Origin of the sequence: Mesorhizobium muleiense (assembly GCF_900099905.1) — a bacterium.
GTDB lineage: Bacteria > Pseudomonadota > Alphaproteobacteria > Rhizobiales > Rhizobiaceae > Mesorhizobium > Mesorhizobium muleiense.
Map to the genome: position 1 here is coordinate 178,967 of NZ_FNEE01000004.1, position 25,855 is coordinate 204,821.

The 25,855-nt window shown below is 61.9% G+C and carries 27 protein-coding genes, 1 tRNA gene and 1 pseudogene; 12 read left to right on the plus strand and 17 right to left on the minus strand.

Annotation, left to right across the window (positions count from 1 at the left end):
* Positions 1 to 2: 2 nt before the first annotated feature.
* The 4 genes from BLT09_RS10445 to BLT09_RS10460 all read right to left on the minus strand — a co-directional run bounded on the left by BLT09_RS10445 (position 3) and on the right by BLT09_RS10460 (position 3,350).
* Positions 3 to 812, minus strand: coding sequence for an ABC transporter permease (locus BLT09_RS10445; RefSeq protein WP_091592739.1), 810 nt, complete (start codon positions 810 to 812; stop codon positions 3 to 5).
* Positions 812 to 1,534: an ABC transporter permease gene (locus BLT09_RS10450; protein ID WP_208602491.1), complete on the minus strand. Its 723-nt coding sequence runs from the start codon at positions 1,532 to 1,534 to the stop codon at positions 812 to 814. The genes BLT09_RS10445 and BLT09_RS10450 overlap by 1 nt, the downstream gene beginning before the upstream one ends.
* Before the next feature lie 159 nt (positions 1,535 to 1,693).
* Positions 1,694 to 2,488 (minus strand): transporter substrate-binding domain-containing protein, encoded by a 795-nt coding sequence (locus BLT09_RS10455; protein WP_091592741.1) that lies wholly within the window; start codon positions 2,486 to 2,488, stop codon positions 1,694 to 1,696.
* A gap of 49 nt (positions 2,489 to 2,537) precedes the next feature.
* Entirely contained in the window at positions 2,538 to 3,350 is an 813-nt protein-coding gene (locus BLT09_RS10460; protein WP_091592986.1) for an ABC transporter ATP-binding protein, read from the minus strand.
* A gap of 218 nt (positions 3,351 to 3,568) precedes the next feature.
* Here BLT09_RS10460 and BLT09_RS10465 point away from each other — a divergent pair, with 218 nt between their 5' ends.
* The 3 genes from BLT09_RS10465 to BLT09_RS10475 all read left to right on the plus strand — a co-directional run bounded on the left by BLT09_RS10465 (position 3,569) and on the right by BLT09_RS10475 (position 6,863).
* Complete coding sequence (locus BLT09_RS10465; RefSeq protein WP_091592744.1) at positions 3,569 to 4,417, plus strand: dimethylarginine dimethylaminohydrolase family protein; 849 nt, start codon at positions 3,569 to 3,571, stop codon at positions 4,415 to 4,417.
* Positions 4,414 to 5,994, plus strand: coding sequence for a 5-guanidino-2-oxopentanoate decarboxylase (locus BLT09_RS10470; RefSeq protein ID WP_091592746.1), 1,581 nt, complete (start codon positions 4,414 to 4,416; stop codon positions 5,992 to 5,994). The genes BLT09_RS10465 and BLT09_RS10470 overlap by 4 nt, the downstream gene beginning before the upstream one ends.
* A gap of 161 nt (positions 5,995 to 6,155) precedes the next feature.
* Positions 6,156 to 6,863, plus strand: a complete 708-nt coding sequence (locus tag BLT09_RS10475) for an SDR family NAD(P)-dependent oxidoreductase (protein WP_091592748.1) — start codon at positions 6,156 to 6,158, stop codon at positions 6,861 to 6,863.
* 145 nt (positions 6,864 to 7,008) lie between these two features.
* Here BLT09_RS10475 and rpsA read toward each other — a convergent pair whose 3' ends face one another.
* From rpsA to aroA, 4 genes are all read right to left on the minus strand, one after another.
* Positions 7,009 to 8,706: a 30S ribosomal protein S1 gene (gene rpsA, locus BLT09_RS10480; protein WP_027151507.1), complete on the minus strand. Its 1,698-nt coding sequence runs from the start codon at positions 8,704 to 8,706 to the stop codon at positions 7,009 to 7,011.
* 204 nt (positions 8,707 to 8,910) lie between these two features.
* Positions 8,911 to 9,576, minus strand: coding sequence for a (d)CMP kinase (cmk, locus tag BLT09_RS10485; protein WP_091592749.1), 666 nt, complete (start codon positions 9,574 to 9,576; stop codon positions 8,911 to 8,913).
* Between the two features lie 56 nt (positions 9,577 to 9,632).
* The gene (locus BLT09_RS10490) at positions 9,633 to 9,992 is read right to left on the minus strand and encodes a hypothetical protein (protein WP_091592751.1); all 360 of its coding nucleotides are present in this window, start codon (positions 9,990 to 9,992) and stop codon (positions 9,633 to 9,635) included.
* A 9-nt stretch (positions 9,993 to 10,001) separates the two neighbouring features.
* Positions 10,002 to 11,360 (minus strand): 3-phosphoshikimate 1-carboxyvinyltransferase, encoded by a 1,359-nt coding sequence (gene aroA / locus BLT09_RS10495; protein ID WP_091592754.1) that lies wholly within the window; start codon positions 11,358 to 11,360, stop codon positions 10,002 to 10,004.
* Positions 11,361 to 11,556: 196 nt separating this feature from the next.
* On the opposite strand from aroA, the gene BLT09_RS10500 reads away from it, so the two are divergent.
* Both BLT09_RS10500 and BLT09_RS10505 read left to right on the plus strand, forming a co-directional pair.
* Positions 11,557 to 11,943: a TIGR02300 family protein gene (locus tag BLT09_RS10500; RefSeq protein WP_091592989.1), complete on the plus strand. Its 387-nt coding sequence runs from the start codon at positions 11,557 to 11,559 to the stop codon at positions 11,941 to 11,943.
* Positions 11,944 to 12,112: 169 nt separating this feature from the next.
* Positions 12,113 to 12,188: transfer RNA gene (locus BLT09_RS10505), tRNA-Ala, on the plus strand.
* A 1,111-nt stretch (positions 12,189 to 13,299) separates the two neighbouring features.
* Here BLT09_RS10505 and BLT09_RS10515 read toward each other — a convergent pair.
* The 3 genes from BLT09_RS10515 to BLT09_RS10525 form a co-directional block, all read right to left on the minus strand.
* The gene (locus BLT09_RS10515; protein WP_236473766.1) at positions 13,300 to 13,746 is read right to left on the minus strand and encodes a potassium channel family protein; all 447 of its coding nucleotides are present in this window, start codon (positions 13,744 to 13,746) and stop codon (positions 13,300 to 13,302) included.
* Between the two features lie 26 nt (positions 13,747 to 13,772).
* Positions 13,773 to 13,970: a hypothetical protein gene (locus BLT09_RS33625; protein ID WP_139172573.1), complete on the minus strand. Its 198-nt coding sequence runs from the start codon at positions 13,968 to 13,970 to the stop codon at positions 13,773 to 13,775.
* Between the two features lie 402 nt (positions 13,971 to 14,372).
* On the minus strand, positions 14,373 to 14,849 hold the full coding sequence (locus tag BLT09_RS10525) for a hypothetical protein (protein ID WP_091592759.1): 477 nt from the start codon (positions 14,847 to 14,849) through the stop codon (positions 14,373 to 14,375).
* A gap of 147 nt (positions 14,850 to 14,996) precedes the next feature.
* Here BLT09_RS10525 and BLT09_RS10530 point away from each other — a divergent pair, with 147 nt between their 5' ends.
* Positions 14,997 to 15,329, plus strand: coding sequence for a hypothetical protein (locus BLT09_RS10530; protein ID WP_091592761.1), 333 nt, complete (start codon positions 14,997 to 14,999; stop codon positions 15,327 to 15,329).
* 149 nt (positions 15,330 to 15,478) lie between these two features.
* Here the strand turns inward: BLT09_RS10530 and BLT09_RS10535 are convergent, their stop codons facing one another.
* From BLT09_RS10535 to BLT09_RS10555, 6 genes and pseudogenes are all read right to left on the minus strand, one after another.
* Positions 15,479 to 15,730 carry a hypothetical protein gene (locus BLT09_RS10535; RefSeq protein ID WP_139172577.1) on the minus strand — a complete coding sequence of 84 codons (252 nt, stop codon included), beginning with the start codon at positions 15,728 to 15,730 and terminating at the stop codon, positions 15,479 to 15,481.
* A gap of 158 nt (positions 15,731 to 15,888) precedes the next feature.
* Positions 15,889 to 16,182 (minus strand): hypothetical protein, encoded by a 294-nt coding sequence (locus tag BLT09_RS10540; RefSeq protein ID WP_091592992.1) that lies wholly within the window; start codon positions 16,180 to 16,182, stop codon positions 15,889 to 15,891.
* Between the two features lie 459 nt (positions 16,183 to 16,641).
* On the minus strand, positions 16,642 to 17,040 hold the full coding sequence (locus tag BLT09_RS35995; protein ID WP_461435577.1) for a hypothetical protein: 399 nt from the start codon (positions 17,038 to 17,040) through the stop codon (positions 16,642 to 16,644).
* Between the two features lie 63 nt (positions 17,041 to 17,103).
* Positions 17,104 to 17,262, minus strand: coding sequence for a DNA ligase-like domain-containing protein (locus BLT09_RS36000; RefSeq protein WP_461435578.1), 159 nt, complete (start codon positions 17,260 to 17,262; stop codon positions 17,104 to 17,106).
* A gap of 43 nt (positions 17,263 to 17,305) precedes the next feature.
* Positions 17,306 to 17,482 (minus strand): annotated as a pseudogene (locus BLT09_RS36005) (ATP-dependent DNA ligase); the annotation flags it as partial.
* Between the two features lie 1,490 nt (positions 17,483 to 18,972).
* Positions 18,973 to 19,263 carry a hypothetical protein gene (locus BLT09_RS10555; protein ID WP_091592765.1) on the minus strand — a complete coding sequence of 97 codons (291 nt, stop codon included), beginning with the start codon at positions 19,261 to 19,263 and terminating at the stop codon, positions 18,973 to 18,975.
* Positions 19,264 to 19,953: 690 nt separating this feature from the next.
* Between BLT09_RS10555 and BLT09_RS10565 the strand changes: the two genes are divergently transcribed.
* The 6 genes from BLT09_RS10565 (at position 19,954) to BLT09_RS10590 (ending at position 25,826) form a co-directional block, all read left to right on the plus strand.
* The gene (locus BLT09_RS10565; protein WP_023796771.1) at positions 19,954 to 20,553 is read left to right on the plus strand and encodes an ANTAR domain-containing response regulator; all 600 of its coding nucleotides are present in this window, start codon (positions 19,954 to 19,956) and stop codon (positions 20,551 to 20,553) included.
* Between the two features lie 2 nt (positions 20,554 to 20,555).
* Complete coding sequence (locus BLT09_RS10570; protein WP_167366395.1) at positions 20,556 to 21,794, plus strand: CmpA/NrtA family ABC transporter substrate-binding protein; 1,239 nt, start codon at positions 20,556 to 20,558, stop codon at positions 21,792 to 21,794.
* A gap of 360 nt (positions 21,795 to 22,154) precedes the next feature.
* On the plus strand, positions 22,155 to 23,471 hold the full coding sequence (locus tag BLT09_RS10575; protein ID WP_091592768.1) for a CmpA/NrtA family ABC transporter substrate-binding protein: 1,317 nt from the start codon (positions 22,155 to 22,157) through the stop codon (positions 23,469 to 23,471).
* A 59-nt stretch (positions 23,472 to 23,530) separates the two neighbouring features.
* Entirely contained in the window at positions 23,531 to 24,427 is an 897-nt protein-coding gene (ntrB, locus tag BLT09_RS10580) for a nitrate ABC transporter permease (RefSeq protein ID WP_091592770.1), read from the plus strand.
* Between the two features lie 11 nt (positions 24,428 to 24,438).
* Positions 24,439 to 25,236, plus strand: a complete 798-nt coding sequence (locus BLT09_RS10585) for an ABC transporter ATP-binding protein (protein ID WP_023796767.1) — start codon at positions 24,439 to 24,441, stop codon at positions 25,234 to 25,236.
* 398 nt (positions 25,237 to 25,634) lie between these two features.
* Positions 25,635 to 25,826 carry a hypothetical protein gene (locus BLT09_RS10590; protein ID WP_091592996.1) on the plus strand — a complete coding sequence of 64 codons (192 nt, stop codon included), beginning with the start codon at positions 25,635 to 25,637 and terminating at the stop codon, positions 25,824 to 25,826.
* Positions 25,827 to 25,855: the final 29 nt, after the last annotated feature.

Here is a 25,855-nt window from a genome sequence, read left to right on the forward strand (position 1 = left end):
TATCAGCCAATCTTGTTCGGGATCCGCGCCTCGATCTTGCCGAGGACGAAGACCAGGATGCCGGTGATCGCCATATAGATCAACGCCAGGAGCAGCAAGGGTTCATAGGTGAGGAAAGTGCTCTGCCGCACCTTTGACGAGACGGCGAATATGTCGATCACGCTGATGGTCGCCACCAGCGGCGTCGATTTCAGTTGCAGCACGGTTTCGCCGGTCAGCGTCGGCAGCGCCCGGTAGAAGGCTTGTGGCAGCCAGATCCGCCGCAGGATCTTCCAGCGGCTCATGCCGAAGGCGCGCGCCGCTTCCAACTGTCCTTTCGGCACGCCAGCGAAGGCACCCCGCATGACTTCCCCCTCGTAACCGGCGAAGGACAAGGTCAGCGCCAGGACGCCATAGGGCCATGCTTGCCTGAGATACGGCCACATCCAGGACTCGCGTACCCATGGGTACTGTGGAAACAGCGAGCCGAGCCCATAGTAGAGCAGCCAGAGCTGCAGCAGCAGTGGCGTTCCCCTGATGACGGTGCAGAAGGCCTTTGCAGGCGCCGCGAGCCAGAACGGGCCGGCAGCCTGCGCCAATCCGAGCGGCACGGCGAGCAGGAAGCCCAGTGTGCAGGTGACGGCGAGGATCCAGAGCGTGCGCCAGAGGCCGACAAGCGCCATTTCGTAATATTGCGGCAGCCAGTCCCAGCGCATGAAAAAAGCGGCCGCGAAAACCAGCGCCAGTCCAATCACAATCAGCACGATACGGTGCGGCTGCAACCACAGCGACGCGCGGGCGGCTACGTTGACGATGGTCGCTTCGACAGCCATCAACGCGCCTCCTTGAGCGAGGGCATGCCGCGCCGAGCCCAGACCTCGATGCGGCCGATGATCAGATTGGAGACCAGCGTCAACAGAAGATAGATCACGCCCGCGGCGAGGAAGAAGGTAAGATAGGCTTTGGTCACGCCCGCCGCTTGCCGGGTGGCCAATGTCAGTTCGAAGAAGCCGACGACCGCCAGCAGGGCGGTGTCCTTGGTGGCGATCAGCCAGAGATTGGCAAGGCCGGGTATGGCGAAAGGCAGCATCGCCGGCAGCGTGATGCGTCGCAGCAGCAGGCCGGGAGACATGCCATAGGCGCGCGCGGCTTCGATCTGTCCCTGCGGGATGGCAAGGATCGCGCCGCGCATCACCTCTGTCGAATAAGCGCCCTGGACGAAGCCGAGCACGGCAATGCCGGCCACCAGCCCGCTGATATCGATGCGCTGATATCCCATTGCCGTCAGCAACTGGTTGATCAAATCGGTGCCGGCATAATAGAGCAGCAGGATCAGCACTAGCTCCGGCACGGCGCGGACGATCGTCGTATAGACTGCCAGCAGATCGCGCACCACAGGCCCGCCATAGAGCTTGCCATACGCACCGCAAATGCCGATGACGAGGCCGAGACCGAACGCACCGGCAGCGATCTCGACCGAGTGGAGCAGTCCGACCAGAAGCGTTCCGCCCCAACCGGGTGGCGTCGGCGAAAGCAGTTCGATGATGCGGGCCACAGAGGCCGGAAGAAATGCGTCGATCAGCGTCGCCCCCGAATTGCTGGCGCCAAAACCACCGGCGATGCCGTCAGCGGAAAGCTTGCATAGGTAGAGTTCGACGAAGCCACACGGCGCGTTGTCTGCGCCGCGTGGTTGTTCGCTCGGGGATGCACGCCGTCAATTCGACTGTGGGTCGGCGCCATAGATGTCGAAATCGAAGTATTTCTTCGAAATCTCGTCATATTTGCCGTTGGCGCGGATCGCCTTGATGCCGGCGTTGATCTTCTCCTTCAACTCGGTGTCCTCCTTGCGGACACCGGCGCCGACGCCGGGCCCGAGGATCGCCAGATCCGGCGCGACCGTGCCCTTCAGATCGCAGCATTGCTTGCCCTGATCCGATTTCAGGAAGGCATCGAGCGCGATGGAATCGGCCTGCACGGCATCGACACGGCCGGCGGCAAGATCCTGATTGGCTTCGTCCTGGGTCTGATATTCCTTGATTTCCGCGGCTTCGGTGAAGTGCTTCTTGACGTAGTCGGCATGCACGGTCGAAACTTGCACGCCGATGATCTTGCCCTTGAGATCTTCCGGGCTAGCGCCGAACTTCTGGTCCTTCGGTCCGATGATAGCTGTCGGGGTGTTGTAATATTTGTCGGAGAAGTCGATCGTCTTCTTGCGCTCGTCGGTGATCGACATGGAACTGGCGATGACGTCGATCTTCTTGGTCGTCAGCGCCGGGATGATTCCGTCCCAGGCGACGGGGGTGATGACGCAATCGAGTTTCTGCTCGGCGCAGACCGCGTCGATGAATTCGATCTCCCAGCCAACCCATTTGCCGGAAGCATCCGGCGAGGTGAACGGCGGATAGGGTTCGGCAGCGACGCCGATCTTGACCGGCTCGGCCTTTGCCATGCTCATCGCGGCGACGCCGAGCAGAAGTGCTGCGGCAAATGTTTTCAGAACGGTCTTCATGCCAAAAACTCCCAGTTTGTTGTTGTTCCCGTTTTTCGTCCGCCTTGGCTTAACCGATGTTGCGGATGAATTGCTTCAGCCTTTCGGATTTCGGTGCGCCGAAGATCTGCTCCGGCGGCCCTTCTTCTTCGACCAGTCCGTTGTAGAGGTAGACGACATGCGTCGCGACCTCGCGGGCGAACTTCATCTCATGGGTGACCAGCACCATGGTGCGGCCTTCGCGTGCCAGGTCGCCGATCACCTTCAGCACCTCGCCGATCAGTTCCGGGTCGAGCGCCGAGGTCGGCTCGTCGAACAGCATGACGCGCGGATTGATGGCCAGCGCCCGGGCGATGGCCGCACGCTGCTGCTGGCCGCCTGACAGATAGGCCGGATAGACATCGCGCTTTTCGGCCAGGCCGACGCGGGCAAGCAGCTTTTCCGCCTCGGCGATGGCCACATCGCGTTTGACGCCCAGAACATGCACCGGAACCTCGATGACGTTCTCGATCAGCGTCATGTGGCTCCACAGATTGAAATTCTGGAAAACCATGCCGAGCTTGGAGCGGATGCGCTCGATTTGCCTGCGGTCGGCGGGAACGGTGTGGCCGTGACTGTCGGCCTTCATCCGGATCTCCTCGCCATTGACGCGAACGATCCCGCTGGTCGGGTTCTCCAGGCAATTGATGCAGCGCAGCAGGGTCGATTTTCCCGAGCCGCTGCCGCCAATGATGGCGATGACCTCGCCGTCGCGCGCCGACAGCGAAACGCCTTTCAGCACATGCAGTTCGCCGAATCGTTTATGCAGGTTCTCGACATGGATGGCTTCGGCGGCGTCGTTCTGCGCCGTGTACTTCAGGGCGGGGGCGGTGCCTTGCGCTATCACCTTTGCGGTGCCTCACGAAATGGCCGGACCCGTCGCTGCTGGAATTTTTTACCCATTACCATCACTGGACAGACTTCTCATTCTCAAGATGTACCGTTCCGCTTGCCTCCGTCAACCATGCTTTTTGGACCATTGATCACTGCTCGCTGAGTGGCTATTGGCTGGATGGGATGGTTCAGGAGCACTTGGTGGGTAAAGCATTCGGGTCGCAGTCCATGGCCGGGCCCCTGCAGCGCGTGCTGATGCGGTCCGCCGCAAGCGCCATGGCCCGCGCCAAAGCATCGGAATGGCATTATGGTGCGGGCTTCGATCCTCAAAAGGCCGCCGCCCAGCATGAGGCGCTGACGACGCTGGTTCTTGCGTCCGGCGCCGCGATCGAATGGCTGACCGACGCCGATGACGGGCTTGCCGATTCGGTCTTCACGCATGATCCATCGTTGATGACCGACCACGGCGCCATCATCCTCGCCATGGGCAAGGCGCTGCGCCGGGCCGAGCCCGGCCTGCATGAGGCGGCCTACAAGCGCATGGGCGTACCAATCCTCGGTCGCATCGAGCCTCCCGGACAGGTCGAGGGCGGTGATTGCGTCTGGGTGGATTCAGGTACCCTGGCCGTCGGCCGCGGTGTGCGCAGCAACCAGGACGGCATCCAGCAACTCGCCAACCTGCTCACCCCCAGGGGTATCCAGGTCTATGGCTACGACCTGCCGCTCTGGCATGGCGAGGACGCCTGCCTGCATCTGATGTCGGTAATCAGTCCGCTGGCCGACGATCTGGCGCTGGTCTATGCACCGCTTTTGCCGGCTGCCTTCTATCAGATGCTGCGGGCGCGAGGCATTCGCCTTGTCGAAGGCGACGCCGGGGAGTTCTTCGCCTCCAACGGCCTCAGCCTCAATGTGCTGCCGACCGCGCCGCGCGAGGTGATCGCCGTTGCCGGCTTCCCGAAGACGGCGGCGGCCATGGCGGCCGCCGGCTGCAGGGTTTCAACCTTCGAGGCGGACGCACTGTGCATCGCCTGCGAGGGCGGACCGACCTGCCTCACACGTCCGGTGCTCAGGCAATGACGACAGTCGGCGAAGCGCTCATCACTTTGCTCGAAGCCCATGATGTCGATACGGTCTTCGGCATTCCGGGTGTGCATACGGTCGAACTCTATCGCGGCTTGGCGCGCTCGAAGATCCGCCACGTCACCCCGCGTCATGAACAGGGCGCCGGGTTCATGGCCGACGGCTATGCGCGCGCCGGCGGCAGGCCCGGCATCGCCTTCGTCATCACCGGACCGGGGCTGACCAACACCATCACCGCCATGGGCCAGGCCCGTGCCGATTCGGTTCCGATGCTGGTGATCTCGGGCGTCAACGCCACGCCGACTCTGGGCAAGGGCCTTGGCCATCTGCACGAACTGCCCGACCAGCGCGGCATGATGGAAAAGGTCGCGCTGTTTTCGCACCGTGTCACCGACGCCGACGAACTGCCGGGCGTTCTTGCCCGCGCCTTCGCCCTGTTTTCGTCGTCGCGTCCGGGCCCGGTGCACATCGAGATCCCGACCGATATCATGGTCAAGCCGGCCGGCGGCATCGCCGCTTTGCTGACGAATGTCGCGCCGCCCGAGCCGAATCCGGCTGATATAGCAGAGGCGGCAAAACTTTGCGCGGCTGCCCGCCGCCCGCTGGTCCTTGCCGGCGGCGGCGCCAAGAGAGCCGAAGCGCCGTTACAGCGCCTTGCCGAAAGGCTGGGAGCGCCGGTTGTCCAGACGGCCAATGCCCGCGGCCTGCTGCACCGCCATCCGCTCGGCGTGCCGGCCAGCCCCAGTCTGAAGGCGGTGCGTGCATTGATGGCCGAGGCCGATCTGGTCATTGCCGCCGGCACCGAATTCGGCCCGACCGACTACGACGGATATAGCGACGGTGGCTTTGTCCTGCCGTCCAATCTGATCCGCATCGACATCGGCGCCGACCAGCTTGCCCGCCGGCCCGCCCGGATTTCGATCCATGCCGATTGCGGCGCAGCACTCGAGGCGCTGCTTGTCGAGATTGGTGCGGACAAGCCGCCATCGGGCGACGGCCAGTCTCGCGCCGCTGCGACAAGGCAAGCAGCCTTTGCCGAAATGGCCCCGGCCCTCCAGGCGCAAACCCGCGCCGTCGAGATGATCCGCGATGCATTGCCGGGCTCGATCATCGTCGGCGATTCGACCCAGCCGGTCTATGCCGCCAACCTCTATTACGATCACGACCGTCCGGGCGGCTGGTTCAACGCCGCCACCGGCTTCGGCGCGCTGGGCTATGGTCCGCCGGCGGCGATCGGCGCAGCCCTTGCCGTGCCTGATGCGCCGGTCGTTTGTCTCACCGGCGACGGCGGTTTCCAGTTCACGCTGCCGGAACTGGGCGCCGCGCTCGACGCTGCGGCGCCGGTGATCTTCGTCGTCTGGAACAATCTCGGCTATCGCGAAATCAAAACCTCGATGCTCGATGTCGGCGTCGAGCCGGTCGGCGTCTCGCCGGCGCCGCCTGATTTCTGCAAGCTGGCTGAGGCCTACGGCATTGCCGCCGAGCGGCTCGCCGGCATCGGTCATCTGGCAGACGCACTCAAGCGCGCGCGGGCGACCGGACTGCCGTATGTCATCGAGATCACCATCGATTGAGTGCTGTGGCAGCGTCTGCCTGGGGATGCGATCCGCGTCGGATGGCCGACGTTCTGACGCGCACAAGCGGCGCTGCGTCATCAAGATTTCGGTTGAGTGATTGCGCGAAAGGCGCGACCTTCGGCGGCGGTGCGGCATAAGAGTGACAGGAGCGGTCGTAGATGACGGATACACTGGACGGCAGGCATGTTGTGGTGACCGGCGGCACCGGAGCGCTCGGTGGCGCGGTTGTCGGCAAACTGCTGGAGCAGGGCGCGATCTGCCATGTGCCGAACGCCCATGCCGCCGCGCCCGCGCATTTTCCCTTCCCGGCACATGAGCGTGTTAGGCTGGCGCACAATGTCGATCTCGCCGATCCCGCCAAGGTCGATGCGTTCTTCGCCAGTGTTACGGATTTGTGGGCATCCATCCATCTGGCCGGCGGCTTCACCGCCGCGCCGGTCGAGAAGATCGAGCCCGCGTCTTTTGCCGAAATGATGGACACCAACGCCCGCACCACCTTCCTGTGCTGCCGCGCGGCGATCCGCTCAATGCTGGAATCTTCCGTGTCGGGCCGCATCGTCAATATCACGGCGCGTGCCGGGCTCGACCTGCGGCGCGGTTCCGGCATGATCGCCTATGCCGCCAGCAAGGCAGCGGTCGCGGCAATGACGGTGGCGATGGCGGAAGAACTCAAGGGCAAGGGCATCCTGGTCAATGCGGTCGCGCCCTCGACCCTCGATACGCCGGCCAACCGGGCTGACATGCCGGCCGCCGATTTCGGCAAATGGGTCAGCCTCGAAGCGGCGGCGGAAGCGATCGCCTACCTCGCTTCGCCGGCCAATCTGGCGATGAGCGGCACACTGGTGCCGCTTTACGGCAGGGCCTGATCTATCTCTTTGTTTGAGCGCGGATTTCCCAAAATCGGTTTGCCACGTTTGGGGTTACGATGCTCTGACCATGGTCAAACAAAACCCCGCCGGATCGCTCCGGCGGGGTTTTTAACAGGCCGCGCGAGGCGCGGCGTTAGTGGACCTAGCTACCCTGCTTCTTCAGCGCGGCGCCCAGGATGTCGCCCAGCGAAGCGCCGGAGTCGGTCGAGCCGTACTGGGCGACCGCTTCCTTCTCTTCGGCGATTTCCAGCGCCTTGATCGAGACCTGCAGCTTGCGGGTCTTCTTGTCGAAGGCGATGACGCGGGCATCAACCTTCTGGCCGACCGTGAAGCGCTCGGGGCGCTGCTCGTCGCGGTCACGGCTGAGGTCGGAGCGCTTGATGAAGGTCTCGATGCCGCTGTCGACCAGCCGCACTTCCAGGCCGCCATCCTTGACGCCGGTGACCTCGCAGGTGACGACCGCGTTCTTGCGCAGTTCGCCTGAAGTCGCCGCCTCGCCGGCCGTATCCTTGGCCAGCTGCTTGATGCCGAGCGAGATGCGCTCCTTGTCGATGTCGACGTCGAGCACCTGCGCCTTGACGATGTCGCCGCGATTGTACTCCTCGATCACCTGCTCGCCCGGACGGGTCCAGTCGAGGTCGGAAAGATGGACCATGCCGTCGACATCGCCTTCGAGGCCAATGAACAGGCCGAACTCGGTCTTGTTCTTGACCTCGCCCTCGACCTGGCTGCCGACCGGATGGCTGCTGGCGAAAGCCTGCCACGGGTTCTCGAGCGTCTGCTTGAGGCCGAGCGAGATGCGGCGCTTGGCCGGATCGACCTCGAGCACCACCACGTCGACTTCCTGCGTCGTCGACAGGATCTTGCCGGGATGTACATTCTTCTTCGTCCACGACATTTCCGAAACGTGGATGAGACCCTCGATGCCCGGCTCCAGCTCGACGAACGCGCCGTAGTCGGTGATGTTGGTGACGGTGCCCTTGATCTTCTTGCCGATCGGGAATTTCGTCCCGATCTCGGACCACGGATCGCTCTCGAGCTGCTTCATGCCGAGCGAGATGCGGTGGGTTTCCTGGTTGATGCGGATGATCTGCACCTTGACCGTCTGGCCGATGTTGAGGATTTCGGTCGGATGGTTGACGCGGCGCCATGCCATATCGGTGACATGCAACAGGCCGTCGATGCCGCCGAGGTCGACGAACGCACCATAGTCGGTGATGTTCTTGACGACGCCTTCGACCACCTGGCCCTCTTCGAGGTTCTGCACGATTTCCGAACGCTGTTCGGCGCGGCTCTCCTCGAGCACGGTGCGGCGCGACACCACGATGTTGCCGCGGCGGCGATCCATCTTGAGGATTTCGAAAGGCTGCGGATTGTGCATCAGCGGCGAGACGTCGCGGATCGGACGGATGTCGACCTGGCTGCGCGGCAGGAAGGCCACGGCGCCGTCGAGATCGACGGTGAAGCCGCCCTTGACCTGGTTGAAGATGACGCCTTCGACGCGCTCGCCCTTGGTGAACTTCTCTTCGAGACGGACCCAGCTCTCTTCGCGGCGGGCCTTCTCACGCGAAAGCATCGCTTCGCCAAGCGCGTTCTCGATGCGCTCGACATAGACCTCGACCGTGTCGCCGACCTTAAGCGTCGAATCCTTGCCCTTGACGCCGAATTCCTTCAGCGGCACGCGACCTTCGACCTTGAGGCCGACGTCGATGATTGCCATGTCCTTTTCGATCGCAGTGATCGTGCCCTTGACGACTTGGCCTTCGCCGGAATGGCCGGCGGAAAAAGATTCTTCGAGCAGGCTCGCGAAATCATCGCGAGTGGGATTTGCAACTGACATAGTTTCTCCTGGAATGCCCCGCATCTCAAGCGGGGCGGGCGCCGTGGGTTAGCGTTGCGTTGGCCTGCCGGCGTTCCGGGCCTCAAAAAAGCCCTTGGCCGCCTAAGCGGCAATTCCGGCGCATGAAGAATGCTGGCAGGCTGGTTCGTGCCCGATATGGGTATCTTTTCGCCGCCGGCAATCGGCAACGGCAGGAAACCCGGCTCAGGCTTTGTTTCTCTTGGCCAGAACGTCGTCGATGATCGCCTTGGCCGCCAGGAACGCGGCTTCTATAGCCATTTCCGACGTGTCGAGCAAGTGCGCGTCGGCGGCCGGCTTCAGCGGCGAGTCGGCGCGACCCATGTCGCGCTCGTCGCGGCGCAGGATATCGGCGAGGATATCGTCGAAATCGGCGGTGCCGCCGATGCTCTCGATCTCGGCCAGCCTGCGTTGTGCCCGCACCTCGGCGCTCGCCGTCACATAGAGTTTTATGTCGGCGTCGGGACAGACCACGGTGCCGATGTCGCGGCCGTCGAGCACGGCGCCCGGCGGCGCCTTGGCGAATTCGCGCTGCTTTTCGACCAGTATGCGCCGCACCGAAGGGATGACAGCCACTTTCGAAGCCGCTTCGCCGACCGCATGCGCCGTCAGCACCGACCGGTCGAGCTTGGCCAGGTCGACCTGCCGGGCAGCGGTCTCGGCGGCCGAGACATTGTCGAGCGGCAGGCCGAGCCGAAGCAGCGCATGCGCCACCGCGCGATAGGTGAGGCCGGTGTCGAGCAGGTTCAGCCGGTAATGGTCGGCCAATCGGCGGGCAACGGTGCCTTTGCCCGCGCCTGCTGGGCCGTCGATGGCGATGGTGAAGCCAGCTTTATCAGTGATTGAGCTCATACGTGCCGCTTCAAACGGAGGAAGGTCATTAAATCAAGAACCAATCGGGTTCAACGTCAAAGTCCGGAAGACCGCCGTCCGGTCCAATATCCGGCCAAGAATCCAACGGGAATTCCTATCAGAAGCGGTACGGAAATGGGAAACGTGGCGATCGCGACGAATGTGATCCCGGCAGCCAGCTTAAAAACGAAGTTCGAAACATATGGCATGAGAGCGCCGCTAACGTCTGGAAAAAAATGCGCCGTCGTCGCCAGCAAGATGAAGAGGACGATCCAAAACGGGAAAAAAAGAAAGCCGATCAGGCTAATCGCACCTGGCTTCCTGTCGGAATATCCCAGATCGAAACTTGACTGCGCCGCCACGCGCCCGACCAATGCCGTCAAAACCAAACCGCCGACGAGCAACGTCCAAAACATTCGCAGACCTTAGCTGATCTCCGCCCCCAGCCCCTTCATAAGCCCCATGAATTCCGGAAAGCTGGTCGCGATCATCGCCTGGTCGTCGATGGTGACAGGCTTTTCCGTTGCCAGTCCCATGACCAGAAAGCTCATGGCAATGCGGTGGTCGAGATGGGTCTGGACGATGGTGCTCTTTCCGTTCGGATGTTGGCCAAGCCCCTTGCCGCCGGGTTTTCCACGCACGGCCAGTGTGGCTTCGCCCTCGGTACAGTCGACGCCATTGAGCTTCAGCCCTTCGGCGACCGCCGACAGCCGGTCCGATTCCTTCACCCGCAGCTCTTCCAGCCCCTGCATCAGCGTCTCGCCCTCGGCAAAGCTCGCCGCGACAGCAAGCACCGGATATTCGTCGATCATCGTCGGCGCCCGTTCGGGCGGCACGGTGACGCCCTTCAGCTCGGAATAGCGTACCCGCAGATCGGCGACATCCTCGCCGCCTTCATTGCGCGGGTCGAGAACGTCGATCCGGGCGCCCATTTCCTGTAGCGTCAACAAAAGACCGGTGCGGGTCGGGTTCATCAGCACGTTTTCGATTTTAATGTCCGAGCCCGGCACGATCAGCGCCGCCACCAGCGGGAAACCGGCCGATGACGGGTCGCCCGGCACAGCGATTGTCTGGCCGGTGAGCTTGCCCTGGCCCTCGATGAAGATGTGGCGCACGCCGCGCTCGTCGGTCTCGACCGACAGATTGGCGCCGAATCCCTGCAGCATCTTTTCGGTGTGGTCGCGCGTCATCACCGGCTCGATGACGGTGGTGATGCCGGGCGTGTTCAGCCCGGCGAGCAGCACCGCCGACTTCACCTGGGCCGAGGCCATCGGCACGCGGTAGGTGATCGGCGCGGCGTGTTTGGGGCCGCGCAGCGTGATCGGCATGCGGTCGCCGGGCGTCGCCTTCAGCACCTGCACGCCCATCTGGCGCAGCGGCTCGAGCACGCGGCCCATCGGTCGGCCGGACAGCGAGGCGTCGCCGATGAAGGTCGTCTCCATGTCGTAGGTGCCGACCAGGCCCATGGTGAGGCGCGAGCCGGTGCCGGCGTTGCCGAAATCGAGCGGGCCTTCCGGCTGCAGCAGCGCGCCGTTGCCGGTGCCGCGGATCACCCATTCAGCGCCGCGCTTCTCTATATGCGCGCCCATTGCCTTCATCGCGGCGCCCGTGCGCATCACGTCCTCGCCTTCCAGCAGGCCGGTGATGCGGGTTTCGCCGGAGGCGAGGCCGCCGAACATGAACGAGCGGTGCGAGATCGACTTGTCGCCGGGCACCCGTGCTGTGCCTGAAAGCGCTGGCGATTTGCGGGCGGTGGCCGGTTTCGGGGCGGCAGTATGCGACATGGGTTTTCCTTGGGTGAAAAACGCCGGTGGCCGGCCTTTTTCTTCTGGTTTGCGCGGTCTCGTATCACGGCGGACGGAAATGGTCATCCCCTTGCAAGAGGTCGCTCAACGCGGGGATTTGTGACCTTGGCTTTAGGCTTTGACAGCGCCGTAAACTGTGGTTATGGGGACCAAACTTTCATCGACGAGGCTTGCTGTGGCAAAACCCGAACTTGGCACCAAACGTATCGACCCCGAGACGGGTCAAAAATTCTATGATCTGAACAAGGATCCGATCGTCTCGCCCTATACCGGCAAGAGCTATCCCCGCTCTTATTTCGAGGAAGGCAAGATTGCCGCCCTTGAGGAGGAAGAGGAAGTTGCCGAGAAGGAAGTCGACGCCGAGGAGGAAGAGGGCGTCGAGGTCGTCTCGCTCGAAGAGGCGGACGAGGATGCGAAGCCCGACGATCTTCCCGATCTCGGCGATGACGAGGACGATGTGGACCTCGGCGACGACGACGATACCTTCCTCGCCGACGAAGAGGAAGAGGACGACGATGTCGCCGACATGATCGGCGTCGGCGACGACGACGACGAAGTCTGATCCGGCCTCTCCTACAGTACCCACCGACTTTCGCGGGGTGTTAATAAAAAGCGGCTCTTAAAGGCTTGATATTGACGGAAGGCGGGGTTAGAAGCCGCCTGCACTAACGGCGCGGTCTCAACCCGCGCCGATCTCTTCGCCGGCAACGGCGCCGGTTGACTGCCGGAGTGGGGCCATAGCTCAGTTGGGAGAGCGCTTGAATGGCATTCAAGAGGTCGTCGGTTCGATTCCGATTGGCTCCACCAAAATTTCTATAATGATTTCAGTTGATTAGCAATCTCCCCCTCGGGGGCCTGTTGCCCTGAAATCGTTCGGGGCACCGCCGCGGCACCCCGAGGCGCTTTTTGGGGGTCGCAAAATTTGCCTAGTCTCCGTTTTCCGCCAGATTTGCCGAAAGGCGAGGGGATGGGAAATGTTCGGACTTTTTAGCGCAGGCCTAGGTCCCTCGAAGTTAGATTGGCTTGAGGCACGATACGCTTGCATGTTCCGTATGCCGACGAGCGCAGGCCGTTGTGTCGCCGTAGCGTCAACCGGCTGAAGCCCGGCGGTGCTTCCTCAGCCGAGTGATTGCCGACCTGGCGACCGTAATCACGCCGCCGCAGTCAATCCGCACGGTGAGTTTGTCTGCTCCGCGATCGATGCGGGTGACGTCCCCAACAAGAACTACTCGGTCGCCGGCCCGGGCTTTGGGTGGCGGCTCTAGCGTGTAAGGATGGTCATAGGATGGAATGCTCACTCTGGCTCGGCCGCTAGGGAGAATGGAGATGACGGTACCTGCTAGCGCAACCTCATCGCCGACCTCAAATTCGCCAGGCATGTTAAGGTGCAGCATGGTCTTCCTCCCGATGCTTTCCTATTTGATGCTTTGCTAAATTAATGCCCGGCCACCGCGTTGGTTGCCGTGCAATCCGCTTCGTACGGTTCCGCACATTTCCAAGCTGGATCGCGATGGCGACGGGACCACTTTGAGGTGCCTAGAGCGCCGTAAGCCGCACCAGAGAGGCATCGCCTATCAGCTGGCCGAAATTTTCTATGGGCGCCCTACAGGGAACACTCAAAAGGTTCAAAAGGGTCTGGGCCGCAGGCTGCTCGCTGTTTCCCTGCTGTTTATCAGCGGCAGTGGATTAACCGGGAACCCGTTATTTAAAATGGGCTAAGCCATTGGTAATGGCCTCGATTACCACGTTATAGCAACGGGCCGTTCTGATAGCGGTGCAGTGGCGAAATTTTGAATAAGCCCCTATGGGGAACATTCAGGTAAACGGTTACAAGCTCCTTGGCGCCCGAACGAAAAAGCCCGCCGCACCTTTCGGCGCGAACAGCTATGACGAAGGAACACGACCTCTGAAACGCGCGTCAGTCTTGCTCCCGCTTCCACAGATCCGAAGTCGATGCGTATGCGAACGATGCTGACCAAGCGATCAGGACGAGTCCGTTGAGACCCTCCAAGGCAGCAACGATTCGCATCGGCCCAGTGGCATAGACTTCGCCAAAGCCGATCGTCGTGTAACAGGTAACCGAGAAATAGAAGAAATCCGCTGCGCTTCCGGAAAACAAGCCTGCGAGACCTCCAAGGTCTGGATGGTGGTTCATCCAGGCGTAGGCGAGCGCGAAAAGACAGATCCCCACCACGTGAGCAATGATTGCTGCGACGACCAAGAGCAGCAGATCAACCCGCATCGGAAGTGAAAAACGACGCCTCATCGTTCCGGCGATATTTAGCACTTCATAGTGCATCAGAACCGTTACCAGTGCGAGACCTACAGATATGGCGAACGCGATGAGCAATTGCGGTACCTTCAAGTAGGACTCAGATCCTCAACCGCTTATCACCGCGCGAGCGGTTCGAACAGCGTCGACCTGACGCGACGCGATGCGATGCCGAACACGCGAATGGTGAGGACGAACGCGAGCACCCGGTGGTGCCATCTCCCCGGGTCCTTGGCAAAATCGTCGGAACCGAACCGCTCCCAATGGCTTTCGTAATCAGGGGCAGCATCAAAGAGGAGACTGTTATGGATCGGCAAGAAAATAGCGTTTTGGAGGCGGGCTGGCTTTTGGCGGTCCCGCTTTCTATCGGATTTGCCGTTTTGATTGCAGGCTTAGTGCTGGGCTAGTGTGCTATGGGAACCGGAGCTCGATCACTCGCCCCTCGGCCTTCCATGATTGCCGGGCGTCAACGGAACCAAAATCGCGCAATAGCTGCGGGACAGGAGCAAGGCGGACGCCACCGTCGCGCTTTTCGCCAGCCGGCCGCTCGGGCTTCTGCCTCGCTGCAAAACCAGCGCTCCCCCTTGCCGGTCGAGGTTACGGTTCGGTCATGACGGGGCGAGGGAGAAATGCCGCTAGGTGTCAATCCTAATTGGAGGTTCACACAAAGAAAAACCCGCCACCGTGAGGCAGCGGGCTATGACAGTTTTTTGTCCGGTTCAGTGATGGTCGCTCCGCCCACGTTTTCTACGAGGTTGCTTCGTGATCGGATGCGCTGCAAGAAACGCCTCGTCCGCCGCAATGAGCTTGGCGACTTCGTCCTTGCCGATCGGCAGATATCGGTCCTTTGCGGCTTCTCGCTTCCATTGGACGGCCATTAGATCGGGCGCTGGAACTCGGATTTGATCGGCCACAGCCTGCCGGCTCCTGTCGACGCTGATCATCCGTTTGTCAGAATAGGCGCTAGATTTGTCCTCGTCCTCCAGGACGTACATCGCGTGAATGCTTTTCTCTTGCCAGTAAGCCGTTTCCGCTGTTGCCAGGCTGGTGACAGCATCAGCCTTGCGCCAAGGAAGTCGGCGCGCCTGACGCATGAGCTGATTGTGGTGCGTGTCGATGAGGACGGCATCGGGCAGCGGATCAAGGCACTGCCGCACGAATGCAGCCAGCGCCTTTGTCTTGACGCCGGCGCTCATGCTGATGCGTCCCCTGCGGAAGCCAGCTGGAGAACCGACGCCGCCAGCTGCGCTGCCCAAAGTTCGGCTTCGAAGGGATATTTGCGCGCCGCGCCGGCCCTTGCGGGGCCGAAGCTTTTGAAGTTCAGTGCATGCGCAGGGGGCAGCATGCGCAAATACCATATTTTCGCGGCGGCAGGGGCCGCGACCATCCTTTTAAGCGGCTGCTCCGGTTCGGGCCTAGGTATGCCTGGCTCACCTGCTTGGTTTGCCACCACACCGCAGGCGGAACAGGCAACCTATTTCCGCAACCGATGCGTTTCCTACGGCTTCGAGCCAGGGACCCCGGCCATGGCCCAATGCATCCAAAACGAGTCCATTTCGTCTCGCGGCAGGGCATCTGCCAAGGCGAATGCGGCATTTGCCGACATGCAAAACAGTCAGCCGAAAACGACGACTTGCAACCGCTTTGGCAACACCGTGAACTGCACGACGTTTTGAGCCGACACCGAGAGGCGGAATGAGCGCCCGCCTCTCTCATTGCGAACGCTCGACGGCGAATGTTTGCGCGTCATCACCCTCCGGCCTAGAGAATGGTGGCGGCGCCGGCGTGAGGCTGAGGATTGACGCGCCGCCGTGCCCCCGCCCGATCAGGACGCTTCCTGCACTTCCTCGACTTGTGGCGTCACGGGTGCAGAATTAATGACGTAGGTGTTCGAGGTTAGGTCGCTAGTAGATCGGATGATGATGCCGTCGTCTCTTAATCGGGCAAACGTCGCCCGTGCGATCCGCATTGGCTTGCCTTTGGAATCTGCGGCGGTGACTTTGTTCGACCAGGGAACGTGAGTGATGGTGTCAACGCGCTTGAGAAAGCGCTTTTCCTTCTCAGTCAACTCGATCACGCCGTTCCTCCATATCATCGCAGCGTTTGGCTGGCCGGTAACGCCGATGATGCGACTCCGTTCCCAGACAGGCGCATGGTTGCTGCCTATGTCGAGAAAACCTTGAGGCTAAGGGCTACCTGCCGAAAGGCGCAGCAGAATAGCTATGCTCGTCACCGTCAGCCGGGAGGAGTGTAGAGCGGCTCTCTGCATCGATGAACTAAGCACTGGCCATCGAGCGTCGGCACAAACCCTACCGCTGGGATTTCCGACCAGTCGCACGCATTGCTGTATCGGCGGACGTAGAGGGCATAGGTGTTCGGGCCGGTGGTCAGCACCGCCGAGCCATGGCTCTGGATTAGCGCCTGCGTCTGTTGGCAGGTCATGGCGCGGGCGTCCGGCCTGGCCTGGGCGAGGGTTGTGAAGGCAAGCATGACCGCTGCCGAGGTCAACGCAATCCGGCGAATGGACATGACGAGACTCCCATGATGAGCCATTTGGTTGACAAACTCGCATGTCGCAGGGCAGCTGTGCAATGGCGGCCTTACCCTCCCGCACCGCGCTCAACATTGCCTGGGGCGGCCATGACGGCTACTGTGTCGCCAGAACCGGGTTCATCCGGGGAATGTCGGTCTCCATAAGTTTCTGAACGGGCCTCGCTTTCGGTCGGCGGCCAGGCACCAGCATGACATCCGTGCTAAGTGCCCCCAATTCGGAGGGAAAGATGCGACTATTTTTGGTGTTGATTTTGATGGCGCTGAGCGGCTGCGTATCCAATGTTTCCCCGGATAGTGATGGTATACCACGCCGCGCGTCCTTTGCTGGAAACCATTAGTCCGCTTAATTTGGCTGATTGCCAACGCCTATTTTGCCGGTGCCTCAGCACTTGACGAGGAAAGCGAGGCAAGCGGCAGCGCATAGAACGCGGAAAGCTAGCTTTCATCCCAGAAGTCCTGAAGCGAAGCGTGGCGAAGGTCGTCCTCGCCCCTGAGGTGCTTCACGCGGGCTTTGATGCCCGGCTTGACCCACTGCGTTGCCGGTCGCTTTGGCATGTCCTTGGGCGGTGACCCGGCATGCTCCTGGACCCTTTTCCAAAGTCGTTCCCGCATCTCGCGATTGACGCTCACGAACGCGCTGCCGACATATTTGCGGGTGGCTGGGTCAGCCATCAGAGCAAACGCGGGCTTGCCCCTCTCGCGTTCGACGCCGAGTAGTTCAAACTCGCTTTCTGTGAAGGATTTTGTCTTCAGCCAATTGGTGGTCGGGCCGCTGCGATATTTGCTGTCCCGACGCTTCGATACCATCCCTTCCAGGCCAGCCGCGTCGATCAAGATGATAGATCGCATTAGCCTCGCCCGGCATGGTCTCACTGAACTGGATGCGGCTGTCAGACCCTATGAGCCGGCTAGGATTTCCCGCCGATCCTCAAGTACCATGTCGCGCAGATCGTGGCCGTTGAGATGCAGGAGATCGAACGCAACGAAATAGAGGTCGTGCTGGCGTCTGGTGATGGCCTTGCGCAGCGCGGCAAAGTCCGACAGGCCCAGCCTCATTCAAGACGACGACTTCGCCCTCGATGATGGCATTCTCGACGTCCAGCGTTCGCGCCGCCGCAGCTAGATCGCGGTACTTCGATGTCCAGTCTAGGCCGCGGCGGGTGAAGATCCGCACACGGCCGGCGTCGATGATGATTTGGGAGCGGTAGCCGTCGAATTTGGCTTCATGCATCCAGTCGTCGCCTTGGGGCGGCTTGGCGACCAAGGTAGGCATCATCGGAGGAATGAACTCTAGCCGGCCAGCACCGGCAGTCACTCGTTTACGCACAGGTTCGAGTCTAGGCTCATCCGATTTGATGGCTAGGGGAACGGACCATGACCATTTTACTAAATTAGCAACGATGCATGAAGCGGCATACAATTTCGCCCAAGCCGGCGACCGCCCCCCGACCTGCCAGCCGGCCAGGCCCGGCGGCCGTTGCGCCCCCAAGTAGGGCTGCCGGGCTGCCCCATCAAACGCACTGTAGCGACCAACGTGCGACGAGATAGAACAAATAACGCAAATGGAAACCTAACCAGGGAGCGCAGCAACCCCTCCTCCTTGGCCGCGGCTTCTAAGGCCTTCCTTACGTCGTCGGGTGTGCCCTCGCCTCCAAGGCAGGCCATGCAGGCTTCTTGGTCCTCGCTTGGCCCACTTCATAAGTTCCGTGGCGGCACCCTCGACGTTGTTGCAGCCATAGGTGAGTCCAGGTCGGTCTGTCTCGATGTTGACCGGAGGGTGAAACCAATGGAGAGCTATGAGGGTAATTTAGGGATGCTCATGTGTTTGGTAGAGGCGAGGGCCTAGGCACGGATGCTTGGGAGAGAGGGCCACGCGCTTGGCGACGTAGCGAACGATACGGCGGGCCTGAGAGGCGGCTGGAGCATGCGACGAGGGCGATGCGGAAGGCGCTGGCATAGGCGCTGAAGATGGCGCTCTGGGTCGGCTAGACCTTCGGGGTTCCGTGACGGTAAATGAGCAGCGGGGACCGGGTGGGGGGCTTGGGGTTAGTCCCCGCTGCTTTGAGCTGCCTTCGCGGGGTGCAGTGGCAGCACAACTAAATAGTGACTGAGCGATGACAGGACCAAGTCAGCGGAGCCTTGGGCACCCTGTCAGTCTTACACCGGCTAGTGCCGGCCCCAAAGGCCACCCGGGCGGGTGTCTCAAGAGTGCGGCCGGGGACGGGCCTTCAAAGATTGCGACTTCCGTACCCCAGCCTACACTCCGGCCTGACGCGCGTGCCCACCCAACCCAGCGTCAAGCGACAGGTCATTAGTAGCCGATAAAGATCGCCCCCAAATCGGCCGCTTGAGCTAGCTCGGATAGACAATTCGGGTGAGCGGGTTCAACGGGGTCAAAAGGAGGGTCGGAATATCCGGGCCAAATTTTCTTACGACCCATCGGATAACAGGCTCATGCGAGCTAAAGTGAGAGCTTCATGGGCCATAGTACCCCCCTCCTCCTCGGCAGCAGCCTCCAAGTCCTTGCGTACTTCCTTAGGGTCAACCTCCTCACCCCCCAGGGCTTGAAGGCAGAGGGCCGACGCACGTTTCCACTTGGGCCCTCTTGGACCACTTCAGGAGCTGCTCGGATGCACCTCGGACATTATTACAGGCATAGCTGACACCGACCATTTCGGTCTTCACGAACACCGGAGGGGAGAACCAGTAGGTTGCCATGGAGGGTAATTTAGAGCGGGAAGAGGAACGATGTAGGCCCGCGCGGGTTTAGAATTGCGGCGGCCAGTTCTCCGTGGAAGCACAGCCGTTGTGGGCCCGTCGCTTGTTCCTCAACGGCGGCGGGCTTCCCTTAGCAGGACCCGTCAGGGCAGCTATGGAGTTTCGTTCCCGACCGGCCTTGCCGATCGCCTCAAGCAATGATGCCAGCGTTGGCGTCAATTCCTGTTCGACCTCCAGCCCAAGCAGCTTGTGTACGTGATGGCGATTGTCTTCAGCGCTGATGAACTGCCGAATGGCCTCGGCAAGTGGGGGGTAGCCCAGCCTTTCACGCTTTGCCATGTCTGCATGTCCCTACCCCGCCCTGCCGCAACTCGCAGGTCACGGAATGGTTGCATTAGGGGTCAGGAATGATTGGTAGAAATTTCTGAGCGCGAAGGACTGGCTGATCCGTATTCGGCTAGTCTGAGACTGAAAACCCCGGCAACCACCGGGGTTTTCAGCACACTAACTGCTAGTAATACCAGGCCCAAACCCAAACAGGCCTGCGAAAGCACCGTCTGCGCAGACGGCCATACCGCCAGGCACGACGACAGACCCTTCTCCAATGCCGCCGCCGGCGCCGCCGCCTGCGGTGCCAGCGCCGATGGCGGACCGGCTCCGCCTGAGTATCCTCATCTTCGAACGGCTCTGTCTCCAGCGCGTCGAGTTCATCGAGGATGCCACTTCTGGCGCTCGGTACGCCGGCCACCGCGTTGATTGGCCGAACTGCGCTCGCAAGGGCTGCTGCCCCAGCAACGCCAAACACTCCTGTCAAAAATAATCGCCGATCCATGGAAACCTCCAATTTCAAAGCCAGCGAGACAAGGTCGCAATTGGGAAATAGCGCGGTGGATACAAAAGCAAAGTCAGATGCGTTTAGAGAGGCTTAACGGTCGGTTCCGCGAAATATGTTACGGTCTCCGAAGCGATGACTTCGTCAATTCTCGCCATGCCGCATTGCACAATCGCGCGCCGTGCGCAAAATGCGGCATGATCCGGAAATCCCTCACCGTCCTGGTGATCGACGAAAACCACATCCGCGCCTCCATCATCGAGGCGGGATTGCGGGAGGCCGGGCATGAGCAGGTCACGGTCGTTCACGATGTTGCGGGAATAGCGCGGCGCATTGCCGAGATCGAACCGGACGTAATCGTCATCGATCTCGAAAATCCCAACCGCGATATGCTTGAAAACATGTTCCAGCTTTCGCGCGTGGTGAAGCGGCCGATCGCCATGTTCGTGGACCGGTCGGATCAGGCATCAATCGAAGCTGCGGTGGAAGCGGGGGTCTCCGCCTATGTCGTCGACGGGCTGCGCCAGGAGCGCGTCAAGCCGATCCTCGACATGGCGATCAGCCGCTTCAACGCGTTCTCGCGGATGGCGCGCGAACTTGAGGAAGCCCGCAGTGAATTGGAGGACCGCAAGGTCATCGACCGCGCCAAGGGCATCCTGATGCGATCACGCGGCCTGTCGGAGGACGCGGCCTATACGCTTCTGCGCAAGACCGCCATGAACCAGAACCGCAAGATCAGCGAAATCGCGCAGAGCCTGGTGACGGCGGCAGGCCTTCTGGATCCCGGAGAGAGTTGAGCATGGCGGCCGAACACCAGATCAACGCAGGTTTCATACCGCTCTTCGACAGCGCCGTCCTTGTCGCAGCGAGGGAGATCGGCTTTGCCGCACGCGAAGGCGTCGACCTGACGCTCAGCCGCGAAACCTCTTGGGCCAACATCCGCGACCGCATCGCGATCGGGCATTTCGATTTGGCGCATATGCTGGGGCCGATGCCGATCGCCTGCAATCTGGGGCTCACCCCGCTCGCCTCCGACACGATCGTGCCGTTCTCGCTGGGACTGGGCGGTAACTGCGTAACGGTTTCGAACACGCTCTGGGCGGGTATGGCCGCGCACGGCGCCTTGCCCGATCTCAATCCGGCGCGGGCCGGCAAGGCCTTGGGAGCGCTGATCCGTGAACGGGCAAATGCCGGTCGCGACCCCCTGCGCTTTGCGGTCGTGCATCCGCACTCCGGACACAATTACGAACTGCGCTACTGGCTCGCCGCCTGCGGCATCGATCCGTCGCGCGAAATAGAAATCGTCATCGTGCCGCCGCCCTTCATGGCCGACGCACTCGCCGCCGGCAGGATCGACGGCTACTGCGCCGGCGAACCGTGGAACAGCGCCTCGGTCGTCGCCGGCACCGGCCATATCGCCACGGTCAAGGCCACCATCTGGAAGACCAGCCCCGAGAAAGTCGTCGGCGTGCGCAAGGCCTGGGCCGAAAAACACCCGGAAGCGCTTTCGGCGCTGCTGCGCGCGCTCCATCACGCCGCGCGCTGGTGCCAAGATCCGGCAAACCGCGGCGAACTGGCCGCCCTGATGGCGCAGCCTTCCTTCCTCGGCCTTTCGCCGGCGCTACAGATGCCGATCCTGACCGGACATCTTGCGCTGGGCGGCGGCGCGGAACTGACCGTCGAGGACTTCTTTCTGGCTTTCGGCAAGGCGGCAAATTTTCCGTGGAAAAGCCACGCGCTGTGGTTCTACACGCAGATGGTCCGTTGGGGGCAGGTCAAGCACAGCGCTGCCCACATGGCGCTCGGGCGGGACACCTACCGGCCCGACCTCTATCGCGCAGCGCTGAAGCCGCTCGGCGTCGCACTTCCCGGCGCCAATTCTAAGGTGGAGGGCGCGCTGGCGTCTGCCACACCTGTCGGCTCCGCCGGCGCCAGTCTGGTGCTCGGCCCCGATGGTTTCTTCGATGGCCAGATATTCGATCCCGACGAGGTCGACGCCTACATTGCCGGGCAGAAATTGGCGCGCGCCGAAGCCTGATCATTTTCGCGCCATTCTTGTGCATTGCACAAAAATTATGCGTGCAACTGCGCTAATGAACAATCTTTGGCTTGCTCGTCCAACGGGCCAGCGCGCCGATGATTGTGGCATGCCGTTGATCTCATTGATGTTTGTCATCCATTCCGAAACTGGCACGGTTCCTGCATTGCAATAAGCAGACTCTTTTCGGGTCACGGAACAGGCGTCCAATGGCGGGCGCTACAGGCAAAGCTGCCGCTCAGGTCAACACGCGATCCCGGATGGACGGACGCGCGCGGCCTGGCCGGCGGCTTTTTTTGTTTTGACCGAGCACGGCAATCGACGGCGCTGATCCCAAGCAGTGCCCAACGGGAGACGACGATGACGAAACGCATCAAGACTGAAGCCCCTCTCGAGGGCATGACCCGCCGCAATTTTCTGACGGCAAGTGCTGCCACGGCGGCAACCCTGGCAGCGGCACGCGCGCTGCTGCCGTCTGGCGCCTATGCGGCGCCCGCGGCACCGGAAGTCACCGGCGCCAAGCTCGGCTTCATCGCGCTGACCGATGCGGCGCCGCTGATGATCGCCAAGGAGAAGGGCCTGTTCGAGAAATTCGGCATGCCCGATGTCGAGGTGCTCAAGCAGGCCTCCTGGGGCGCGACGCGCGACAATCTGATGCTCGGCGGCGAAGCCAACGGCATCGACGGCGCCCATATCCTGACGCCGATGCCTTACCTGATGCATACCGGCAAGGTGACGCAGAACAACCAGCCGATGCCGATGGCGATCGTCGCGCGGCTGAATTACGACTGCCAGGCGATTTCCGTCGCGCAGGAATATGCCGGCACCGGCGTCGGCCTCGACGCCTCCAAGCTGAAGGACGCCTTCGCGGCCAAGAAGGCCGAAGGCAAGGAGGTGAAGGCCGCCATGACCTTCCCGGGCGGCACTCATGATCTCTGGTTGCGCTATTGGCTGGCCGCTGGCGGCATCGATCCCAACAAGGATGTCTCGACCATCGTCGTGCCGCCACCGCAGATGGTCGCCAACATGAAGGTCGGCAACATGGACGTGTTCTGCGTCGGCGAGCCATGGAACGAGCAACTCGTCCATCAGGGCGTCGGCTTTACCGCCGCCACCACGGGCGAGTTGTGGAAAGGCCATCCGGAAAAGGCGCTCGGCCTGCGCGCCGCCTTCATCGACAAGAACCCGAACGCCACCAAGGCGATCCTGATGGCCGTCATGGAAGCCCAGCAATGGTGCGAAGCCATGGAAAACAAGGACGAGATGGCGGCCATCATCGGCAAGCGGCAATGGATGAACGTGCCGACAGCCGACATCATCGGCCGCCTCAAGGGCGACATCAATTACGGCAATGACCGCGTCGCCACCGGCACCGACCTCTACATGAAGTTCTGGAAGGGCGGTGTGTCCTATCCGTTCAAGAGCCACGACAGCTGGTTCCTCGCCGAAAACATCCGCTGGGGCAAATTCGCGGCGACCACCGACATCAAGGCGCTGGTCGATCAAGTCAACCGCGAAGATCTGTGGCGCGAGGCGGCCAAGGATCTTGGCGTTGCTGCGGCCGATATCCCGGCGTCTCCATCGCGCGGCGTCGAGACCTTCTTTGACGGCAAGATTTTCGATCCGGCCAACCCGTCCGCCTATCTCGACAGCCTCAAGATCAAGGCATCGGCCTGACGTGGACGGCAAGCGCCGCCGCTGCGCCGCTTGCCAGTGCTCAAGGAGCTTTTTGCGAAATGTCTATTCAAGCCATCGAGGACACCAAGGTGAAGGCGTTCCCCGCGCCTGCCAAGCCTGCAGAGGTCATAGCTTTCACCGCCAAGGTGAGGCGCCGCTTCGATCCCACCGCGATCGCCGGCAAGCTGGCGAGCACGCTGGTGCCGCCGGCCGTAGTCATCATCGTCATGCTCGTCGTCTGGCAGGTCGCCTGCTCGTCGCCCAATGCCAGCTTGCCGCCACCTAGCCAGGTATGGAACGAGGCCTACGATCTGATCGCCCATCCGTTCTTCGACTATGGTCCGCAGGATATCGGACTGGCCTGGCGGGTGCTGATCTCGCTGCAGCGGGTCGCCATCGGCTTCGGCCTGGCTGCCATCGTCGGCGTCGCGCTCGGTGCGCTGGTCGGCCAGTCGATCTGGGCGATGCGCGGCCTCGATCCTGTGTTCCAGATTCTGCGCACCGTGCCGCCGCTCGCCTGGCTGCCGCTGTCGCTGGCTGCCTTCCGCGATTCCAGCCCGTCGGCGATCTTCGTCATCTTCATCACCTCGATCTGGCCGGTGATCATCAACACTGCCGTCGGCGTCCGCAACATTCCAGAGGATTATCGAAACGTCTCCCGCATCCTCAGGCTCAACCAGCTCGAATTCTTCGTAAAGATCATGGTGCCGGCCGCGGCACCTTACATCTTCACCGGCCTGCGCATCGGCATCGGCCTGTCCTGGCTCGCCATCGTCGCCGCCGAAATGCTGACAGGCGGCGTCGGCATCGGCTTCTTCATCTGGGACGCCTGGAACTCGTCGCGGCTGCCCGACATCATCGTCGCGCTCGCCTATATCGGCGTCACCGGCTTCTGCCTCGACCGCTTGGTCGCGGCGGCCGGCGCCTTCGTCACCCGCGGCACAACGGCAAAGTGAGGAGAGGGGCGATGACGGCCTACCTGAAACTCGACCATATCGACAAATCCTTTGCCCGCGGCGGCCAGGTCAGCGAGGTGCTGAAAGACATCCGGCTGACCATCGACAAAGGCGAATTCGTCTCCATCATCGGCCATTCCGGCTGCGGCAAGTCGACCTTGCTCAACCTGATCGCCGGGCTGACCAGAGTCTCCGCCGGCGCGGTCCTGCTCGAGGACAAGGAGGTCGACAGCCCTGGACCCGAGCGCGCCGTGGTGTTCCAGAACCACAGCCTTTTGCCGTGGCTCACCGTCTACGAGAACATCAATCTGGCGGTGTCGAAGGTGTTCGGTTCGACCAGGACCAAGGCCGAGCGGCATGACTGGATCATGCGCAATCTCGACCTCGTGCAGATGGCGCATGCCAGGGACAAGCGGCCCGCCGAGATATCGGGCGGCATGAAGCAGCGCGTCGGCATCGCCCGCGCGCTGGCCATGGAGCCGAAGATCCTGCTGCTCGACGAGCCCTTCGGTGCGCTGGACGCTCTGACGCGCGCCCATCTGCAGGATGCGGTGATGGATATCCATTCGAGGCTTGGCTCGACGACGATCATGATCACGCACGATGTCGACGAGGCGGTGCTGTTGTCCGATCGCATCGTCATGATGACCAACGGTCCAGCGGCGACCATCGGCGAGGTGCTTGCGGTGCCGCTGGCCCGGCCGCGCCGGCGCATCGAGCTTTCCTCCGACCGGACCTTCCTGCGCTGCCGCGAGGCGGTGCTGAAGTTCCTCTATGAACGCCACCGCTTCGTGGAAGCCGCGGAGTGAGGCCATGACCGGAAATCGCGTCATCATCCACAATTGGCAATCTGCATCGGCAATGGGCAATCTACCGCATTGCACAAATATTATGCTGCTGTGCAAGGCATTCTGACTAATCTTTGATCCGCTGCCGGGCTTGGTCAAAAATCGCGCGGTTGCGGTTCACATTGATTTCATTCGATAATCTGGAGCGCTGTCGAGTTGGCACGCTTCCTGCTTTTCAGATTGTGGGTCCGAAAGGGCCAAGTGACACGGCGTCCAATGGCGGGCGCCACAGGCAAAGCTGCCGCTCAGGTCAATACGCGATCCCGGATGGACGGACGCGCAAAGACCTGACCGGCGGCTTTTTTGTTTTTACGCGATCGACGGCGCTGGTCCCAAGCGGCGCCCAACCGGAGACGACGATGACGAAACGGATCGGAACTGCCGCGTCCCTCGCGGACTTCACGCGCCGCGATTTTCTGGCCAGCAGCGCGCTGACGGCGGCACTGTTCACCGCCGCGCTCCTGCTGTTTCCCGTCGGCGCCAAGACGGAAAGCAAGGACCTGACCGTGGCGAGCCCGGTCTCGTTGCACGCACCGATGCCGCGCCGCTGATCATTCACCCACAAACATCCGCGGTGCCT

Excerpts from the sequence above, each read along its gene's own strand:
- BLT09_RS10575 (WP_091592768.1), top strand. The coding sequence starts at position 22,155 with ATGACGAAACGCATCAAGACTGAAGCCCCTCTCGAGGGCATGACCCGC.
- cmk (WP_091592749.1), bottom strand. The coding sequence starts at position 9,576 with ATGAGCTCAATCACTGATAAAGCTGGCTTCACCATCGCCATCGACGGC.
- BLT09_RS10530 (WP_091592761.1), top strand. The coding sequence starts at position 14,997 with ATGCGCAAATACCATATTTTCGCGGCGGCAGGGGCCGCGACCATCCTT.
- rpsA (WP_027151507.1), bottom strand. The coding sequence starts at position 8,706 with ATGTCAGTTGCAAATCCCACTCGCGATGATTTCGCGAGCCTGCTCGAA.
- BLT09_RS10570 (WP_167366395.1), top strand. The coding sequence starts at position 20,556 with ATGGCGGCCGAACACCAGATCAACGCAGGTTTCATACCGCTCTTCGAC.
- BLT09_RS10590 (WP_091592996.1), top strand. The coding sequence starts at position 25,635 with ATGACGAAACGGATCGGAACTGCCGCGTCCCTCGCGGACTTCACGCGC.
- BLT09_RS10565 (WP_023796771.1), top strand. The coding sequence starts at position 19,954 with ATGATCCGGAAATCCCTCACCGTCCTGGTGATCGACGAAAACCACATC.
- BLT09_RS10455 (WP_091592741.1), bottom strand. The coding sequence starts at position 2,488 with ATGAAGACCGTTCTGAAAACATTTGCCGCAGCACTTCTGCTCGGCGTC.
- BLT09_RS10555 (WP_091592765.1), bottom strand. The coding sequence starts at position 19,263 with ATGGCAAAGCGTGAAAGGCTGGGCTACCCCCCACTTGCCGAGGCCATT.
- BLT09_RS10445 (WP_091592739.1), bottom strand. The coding sequence starts at position 812 with ATGGCTGTCGAAGCGACCATCGTCAACGTAGCCGCCCGCGCGTCGCTG.
- aroA (WP_091592754.1), bottom strand. The coding sequence starts at position 11,360 with ATGTCGCATACTGCCGCCCCGAAACCGGCCACCGCCCGCAAATCGCCA.
- BLT09_RS10470 (WP_091592746.1), top strand. The coding sequence starts at position 4,414 with ATGACGACAGTCGGCGAAGCGCTCATCACTTTGCTCGAAGCCCATGAT.
- BLT09_RS10465 (WP_091592744.1), top strand. The coding sequence starts at position 3,569 with ATGGCCGGGCCCCTGCAGCGCGTGCTGATGCGGTCCGCCGCAAGCGCC.
- BLT09_RS10540 (WP_091592992.1), bottom strand. The coding sequence starts at position 16,182 with ATGTCCATTCGCCGGATTGCGTTGACCTCGGCAGCGGTCATGCTTGCC.
- ntrB (WP_091592770.1), top strand. The coding sequence starts at position 23,531 with ATGTCTATTCAAGCCATCGAGGACACCAAGGTGAAGGCGTTCCCCGCG.
- BLT09_RS10525 (WP_091592759.1), bottom strand. The coding sequence starts at position 14,849 with ATGAGCGCCGGCGTCAAGACAAAGGCGCTGGCTGCATTCGTGCGGCAG.
- BLT09_RS10585 (WP_023796767.1), top strand. The coding sequence starts at position 24,439 with ATGACGGCCTACCTGAAACTCGACCATATCGACAAATCCTTTGCCCGC.
- BLT09_RS10475 (WP_091592748.1), top strand. The coding sequence starts at position 6,156 with ATGACGGATACACTGGACGGCAGGCATGTTGTGGTGACCGGCGGCACC.
- BLT09_RS10490 (WP_091592751.1), bottom strand. The coding sequence starts at position 9,992 with ATGTTTTGGACGTTGCTCGTCGGCGGTTTGGTTTTGACGGCATTGGTC.
- BLT09_RS36000 (WP_461435578.1), bottom strand. The coding sequence starts at position 17,262 with ATGAGGCTGGGCCTGTCGGACTTTGCCGCGCTGCGCAAGGCCATCACC.